Source organism: Burkholderia sp. Ac-20344 (assembly GCF_017104975.1).
In the GTDB taxonomy this organism is placed as follows: domain Bacteria; phylum Pseudomonadota; class Gammaproteobacteria; order Burkholderiales; family Burkholderiaceae; genus Burkholderia.
This window is the reverse complement of the sequence record NZ_JAAGPP010000275.1, coordinates 1-5,257: the sequence shown is the minus strand read 5'-3', so window position 1 is coordinate 5,257 and position 5,257 is coordinate 1. Positions and strand designations below refer to the sequence as shown.

Below are 5,257 nucleotides of genomic sequence, written 5' to 3'. Positions count from 1 at the left end.
CGCATGCAGCAGTCCGGCGTCGCGCTGCCGGCGGCCGATCTCGAGATGCTGCGCACGCAGCCGCCGCCGCAGCGGGGTGCCGCGCCGTTGCCGGAAGCCGCACGCGACTTCAACGTACTGGCCGGCCTGCTGCTGCGCCAGTTCGACCGCCCGCGCACGCCGCGCCAGTGCGCGGACGCGCTCGATACGTTGCGCGCGCTGCGGCGCATGCCGTAGCACGGCGGCGCCCGATGCTTCGTTCGACACGCGAAGTCTTCGCATCCGGGGCCGGCAGCGCGTTTTTAGCCTCTACATTCACAGCGAGACGGACGATGTGCGCCCGTCGTGCACGGCGCCGCGGATTCGGCATACGGACCTGATATCGATTGAACGCTTCGCTCATGAAACAGCTACGGATACTGACGGGATTCCACGCGGGCGCGATGCTGCAGCTCGCGCCGGGTCGGCATCGGGTTCATGGCGGTGCCGATGCGGATATCCGTCTGACGGACTGGACCGGCGCGGACGTGACGCTCGACGTCGATCCGTCCGGCGTCGTGCGCGCGATCGTGCGTGTCGACGCGCCGGACACCGAGCCCGCGGACACCGCTGCCGAACCGGAAACGGTGATCCTGGCCGACTTCGTGCCGATGCGGTTCGGCGAGACGATCCTGTGCGTGGGCCCTGACGACGTGCCATGGCCGTCGGATCTCGACCTGCTGTCGACGCTGCTGACCCGGCCGGCCGACGCGCGGGTCGATGCCGAACGGCGCAAGCGGCGGCGCTACTACGGCGCACTCGTCGCGTGCATCGCAGTCGGCATCGTCGCGGGCACCGCCGTGCTGCTGACCACCGCGCCCGACAGCGAGGCCGCGCTGCGGCATGGCGCAGACTACCGGACCACCCGCATCCAGGATGCGCTCGCGGCCGCGCACATGACCGAGCTGCAGGTGCGCACGGTCGGGAACACGAGCGTCGTGACGGGCATGGTCGCCAATCTCGCCGACGATCAGCTCGTCCGTTCGACGCTGGCGAAGATCGCATCGAAGGACATCGTGCGCAGCTACGACGTCGCGCAGAACGCCGTGCACAGCATCGAGGATTCGCTCGGCATCGCGGGCGTTCGGGTCAAGTACCTGGGTAACGGCGAATTCGCGATAACCGGCACGGTCGACAGCAAGGACGCGCTCGACAAGGCGGTCACGCGCGTGCGGGCCGACCTCGATTCGAACATCCGGCGGCTCGTCGTGCAGGCGGTCGAGAATCCCGGCCACGCCGCGCCCGTGACCGGACAGTATTCGGAGATCGTGTCGTCGGACACGGTGCAGTACACGCAGACGCCCGACGGCATCAAGCACATCTACGTGACGGATGCGCCGGCCGATCCGGTGCCGGCATCCGGCGTGCCGGTCGCCTCCGGCCCGGCGACGCCGTCCGTCGACAGCAGCACGATCGCGCGCAGCGCGGAGCAGGCGCACGCTGCGCCCCGCCCGGCTGTGCCGGACTCCTGAATTTCCACCGACCTCGACAGGACAACCGACATGTACGAGCCGATTACGCCCTACGCCAAGCCGTTCGACAACCTTTCCGCGGTCGTCAGGGACCCGAACGCCGCACCGACGATCGACGGGATCCAGCGCGCGCTCGCCGAGATCGCGGAGAACGTCAACAATGCAACGCCCGGTGCCGATATCGACAACAGGAATCGCGCGACGCTTTACCGTGGCCTGCTGGCCGCATCGCGCGTGATCCAGCAGATCCGGCAGGCGTAGCGCGCCCCCTTTCCGTTCTGTTCCGCTGCGGCTGTTGCCGCTCGAGAACGGTTTATCCGCAGTAACCGTCGTCACTTCACAAGGAGAATCAACATGGCAGGTGCATTAGCAGGTGCAGGCGAAGCAGTCAGCAGCATCGCCGAATCGACGGCAGCACAGACCGCGATCACGAAAGCGAGCTCGGCGGCTGCCATTACCCAGGCCTCGAACAACGCCCAGCTGAATGCCGCGACGGCAACCGCCAACGCGACCAATTCGGCAACGGGTTCGCTCAAGGACATCGCGAAGAACCAGTAACGCACTTCGCACGCCGCACCGCGGCGCCACCGCCGGCGCGACAGGCCAGCCCGATCCGGTCCTCCGGCGGGCTCCGGGCGCCGGCCTCTTCCCATTCCTGCTTTCGTTGCGTCGCCCCGCTCATGAACGATTCCCGCTATCTCGAAATCGTGGCCCAGTTCTGTGCGGTCGTCGGGCTTCACGACGTCGACTACGTTCAGGAAACCGGCTCGGTCGAGGTCGAAGGGTTCGAGGTGCGCCTCGAGCACGTCGAGCGCGACCAGGATGCGATCTACGCGAACTTCCACTTCGGCACCGTCACGGCGGGCCGCACGCTGCACATTTTCCGGCTGATGCTCGAGGCCAACCTGCTGATTTATGCGCAGGACCAGGCGCAACTCGGCATCGACGCCGACACGGGCTCGATCGTCCTGATCCTGCGGCTGCCCTTCGATCCCGATTTCAGCGGCGCGGATCTCGCGGACCTGCTGGTTCACTATGCCGACCACGGCCGCTACTGGCGGCAGAACATCATCGAGTCGAGCGACGAAATGTTCGAAGGCATCGCTTCCGGCGAATTCTTCTGGCTGCGGGCGTGACCCCGTGACCGGCCGACTCGCGCCGCCCCTACGCGCCGCGCGCTGCGGATTACGGCCCGATGTCCGCGCGACGGGCGAGGCTCAGCGCGCTCCATTCGAGCAGCGCGACGAAGCCGTCCGGCACCGCGATCACATACCAGCGGCGGCTGACGTGCGCGATCGCGCCCGGTTCGCAGGCATGCCGTTCATGCCAGCCCACCGCGCGCCGTACATAGAGCACGCTGCCGCCGACGTGCGCGATGCATTCGTGCAGCCCGTTGGCCCGGACCTGTGTCATCACGCGATCCACCGGCTGCGTGAAATCAAGCGTGCGATCGGCGTCCGACGGCATCGGCCAATGGCTGCCGCCTGCCTGCGGCACGCGCGCGGCCCACAGTGCGTCGAAGCGGTACGCGACCTGCCGAGCGAGCCGGCAGCCGGCCATCTGCACCTTGAGTTGCAGGCTTTCGTGGCACTCGTCGGCGGCGAGCGCGAAGCGCTCCTGTGCAAGGATTTCGCCGGTGTCGAATTCCGGTGCGATCCGGTGGCACGTCACGCCCCATTCGCGATAGCCATCCAGGATCGCGCGCATCAGCGGATACGGGCCGCGCGCCTCCGGCAGCAGCGAAGGATGGAAGTTGATCGCGTGCCGGACGTACGGCGTCCAGTCCGGAATCCGCCAGCCATATCCGGCGATCACCAGCACGTCGCAGTCGAGATCGCGCAGCGTGCGCAGCGCCGTCTCGTCGATTCGCGACAACTGCAGCGGCAAGCCGTGCCGCGTCGCATGCGACACGATCTCCGCGTTCGAATTCACGCGGCCGTCGGTCACGAAGCTGAACAGCGATACGGGTGCCCATCCGGCGCTCGCGAACGTCTCGAGTACCCCATGAAACAGATCGAATCCTGCGAATGCGAAGCGCATGCGGTATCTCCATCGAGGGAACGGCGGCGAGCGGCGCTGCCGGCCACGCGGCGCCGCGCATCCGCCAGCATGTCATGGCCCGCCGCATTGCCGGTGCGGCACGGCGAACCCGGCGCCACCTGCGCGAAGACATTCCGTGACACACGTGCCGGTTCGTGCGTTCGCGCCGCGGCGTACGCCATTGGGCAACACTGATACGACCGATCGATGACGAGCGATCATCATGCGACTCCCCCCTTTGCCCCACCTCGAAACCGAATGGCTGATACTCCGCCCGCTGGTGCCCGGCGATGCCACCGCGCTCTTCGAGCAGATGCTGAGCGACCCCGAAACGATGAAGTACCTGCCGATCGGGCGTCACGGCGATCTCGCGCAAACCCATGCGTATATCGCCGAAGCGCGCCGCGGCTGGCGCAACCGGACGCTGATCCGCTATGCGTGCGAGTGCCGCGCCACCGGGCAGCTCGCGGGCGTGATCGAGCTCACCGCCGATCCGCCCGGCGTGCGCCTGTCGGTGATGATCGCGAAGCGCGGCGGCACGCGGCGCCGGCGCGCATGCCTGATGGCGCTGCAGGAACTGCTCGGCTGGCTGCTCGGGCAGCGCGGCGTGCAGCGGATCCATGCGCATTGCGTGGCGGGCGGCCCGGCCGGTCACTGCATCGAGCGCCTGGGCTTCCGCTGCGAAGCGGTGCTGAAGCGCCACGAGCCGCAGCCGAATCGCGACCTGGACGCGGCGGACTGCCTGCTATACGTGTTGACCCGGCACGCTTGTCCGGCCGTGCCGGCGCCCGATGCCGGCACCTGGCTGCGCGACTTGCTGCGTGATTCGTCCGGCGGCCACGCGCCGCTGTGACGCGCGCGGCGCTACCCGTCATGCCGCCTGCGCCGCGCTACGGCGCGTCGGCCGGGGCCGACGCCGCGGTCGCACCGGGCGTGACGTATTGCGCGCACGCCGGGTCTTTCCAGTAAGTCGCCTGGACCAGCCGGCGCGCGTCGAATTGCACTTGGTACTGGCACGTCGCGTATTCGCCGGGGCGGCCGGTTCGCAGCTTGAAGAGGTAGTTCCACGCGCGGACGCCGTACGTACCTTCGCTGAAATGGGGTTCATGAATCAGCAGGTACACCTGGTTCTCGGTGATTCCGGGCACGACCTGCCGCAGGTCGCGCGCACTGACGCGGGTGCCCCCGGTCACCCACGCCGCGCCCGAATCGGGGAACACCGGCGCGCCGTTTGCCGCGGAGGGCGAAGTCGTGCTGCAACCCGCGAGCAGCATGCCGCCCAGCAGCGCGATCGCCGCGCCCTGCATCGTGTCGATTCTCATGTCGAAGCTGGTCATCCAGAAAGTTGAAAAGGAACGAGGCGCTGCCCGCTCATGTGCCGCGCTGCGTGCATCCCGCGCGGCAGTGCCAGCGGCAGCGCAGGCTGCGACGATGCGGGCAGCCGCCCGCCGGCGCGCGTGGGCGCCGCTCGTCCAGCCATTCGCGCGCCTGCACCACGAACCGCACGACGTTCACCACGCCCGCGGCTTCGTTGCCCGACGCGACGCACGACGGATCGCCCGCATCCGCGCCGGCACCGGGACCGATGCCGGCTTCGTCGGGCGACGCGGACGACCGCGCATGACGGGCTATCCAACCCCGTTCGACGAGACTGGCCTCCAGTGCGCGCACGCCGGGCAGCGCCGCGCCGTGCGCGGCCAGCGAACGCCCCGTGACGGCCGCGAGCA

General features: G+C 68.6%; 9 protein-coding genes. 6 read left to right on the top strand and 3 right to left on the bottom strand.

The window, feature by feature from the left end; translation table 11 throughout:
* The 5 genes from G3N64_RS38030 to G3N64_RS38010 form a co-directional block, all read left to right on the top strand.
* A partial coding sequence (locus G3N64_RS38030; protein ID WP_205788733.1) for a hypothetical protein occupies positions 1 to 216 on the top strand: 216 nt, incomplete at its 5' end.
* 164 nt (positions 217 to 380) lie between these two features.
* Complete coding sequence (locus tag G3N64_RS38025) at positions 381 to 1,490, top strand: secretion protein (protein ID WP_205788732.1); 1,110 nt, start codon at positions 381 to 383, stop codon at positions 1,488 to 1,490.
* A 30-nt stretch (positions 1,491 to 1,520) separates the two neighbouring features.
* A complete protein-coding gene (locus G3N64_RS38020; RefSeq protein WP_205788731.1) occupies positions 1,521 to 1,751 on the top strand; it encodes a type III secretion protein in 231 nt (76 codons plus the stop codon).
* 93 nt (positions 1,752 to 1,844) lie between these two features.
* Entirely contained in the window at positions 1,845 to 2,048 is a 204-nt protein-coding gene (locus tag G3N64_RS38015; RefSeq protein WP_176045393.1) for a hypothetical protein, read from the top strand.
* A 122-nt stretch (positions 2,049 to 2,170) separates the two neighbouring features.
* Positions 2,171 to 2,626, top strand: coding sequence for a CesT family type III secretion system chaperone (locus G3N64_RS38010; protein WP_205788730.1), 456 nt, complete (start codon positions 2,171 to 2,173; stop codon positions 2,624 to 2,626).
* 49 nt (positions 2,627 to 2,675) lie between these two features.
* On the opposite strand, the gene G3N64_RS38005 is transcribed toward G3N64_RS38010, so the two are convergent.
* Complete coding sequence (locus tag G3N64_RS38005; protein WP_205788729.1) at positions 2,676 to 3,530, bottom strand: formyltransferase family protein; 855 nt, start codon at positions 3,528 to 3,530, stop codon at positions 2,676 to 2,678.
* Positions 3,531 to 3,753: 223 nt separating this feature from the next.
* Between G3N64_RS38005 and G3N64_RS38000 the strand changes: the two genes are divergently transcribed.
* A complete protein-coding gene (locus G3N64_RS38000; RefSeq protein WP_205788728.1) occupies positions 3,754 to 4,383 on the top strand; it encodes a GNAT family N-acetyltransferase in 630 nt (209 codons plus the stop codon).
* A gap of 37 nt (positions 4,384 to 4,420) precedes the next feature.
* Here G3N64_RS38000 and bamE read toward each other — a convergent pair whose 3' ends face one another.
* Together bamE and G3N64_RS37990 are read right to left on the bottom strand one after the other, a co-directional pair.
* A complete protein-coding gene (bamE, locus tag G3N64_RS37995) occupies positions 4,421 to 4,852 on the bottom strand; it encodes an outer membrane protein assembly factor BamE (protein ID WP_205788727.1) in 432 nt (143 codons plus the stop codon).
* Positions 4,853 to 4,901: 49 nt separating this feature from the next.
* The coding region (locus G3N64_RS37990) for a hypothetical protein (RefSeq protein ID WP_205788726.1) at positions 4,902 to 5,257 on the bottom strand (356 nt) is incomplete at its 5' end.

What these genes read in the sequence shown, in the direction of transcription:
- G3N64_RS38025 (WP_205788732.1), top strand. Translation starts at nt 381, where the DNA reads ATGAAACAGCTACGGATACTGACGGGATTCCACGCGGGCGCGATGCTG.
- G3N64_RS38020 (WP_205788731.1), top strand. Translation starts at nt 1,521, where the DNA reads ATGTACGAGCCGATTACGCCCTACGCCAAGCCGTTCGACAACCTTTCC.
- G3N64_RS38015 (WP_176045393.1), top strand. Translation starts at nt 1,845, where the DNA reads ATGGCAGGTGCATTAGCAGGTGCAGGCGAAGCAGTCAGCAGCATCGCC.
- G3N64_RS38010 (WP_205788730.1), top strand. Translation starts at nt 2,171, where the DNA reads ATGAACGATTCCCGCTATCTCGAAATCGTGGCCCAGTTCTGTGCGGTC.
- G3N64_RS38005 (WP_205788729.1), bottom strand. Translation starts at nt 3,530, where the DNA reads ATGCGCTTCGCATTCGCAGGATTCGATCTGTTTCATGGGGTACTCGAG.
- G3N64_RS38000 (WP_205788728.1), top strand. Translation starts at nt 3,754, where the DNA reads ATGCGACTCCCCCCTTTGCCCCACCTCGAAACCGAATGGCTGATACTC.
- bamE (WP_205788727.1), bottom strand. Translation starts at nt 4,852, where the DNA reads ATGAGAATCGACACGATGCAGGGCGCGGCGATCGCGCTGCTGGGCGGC.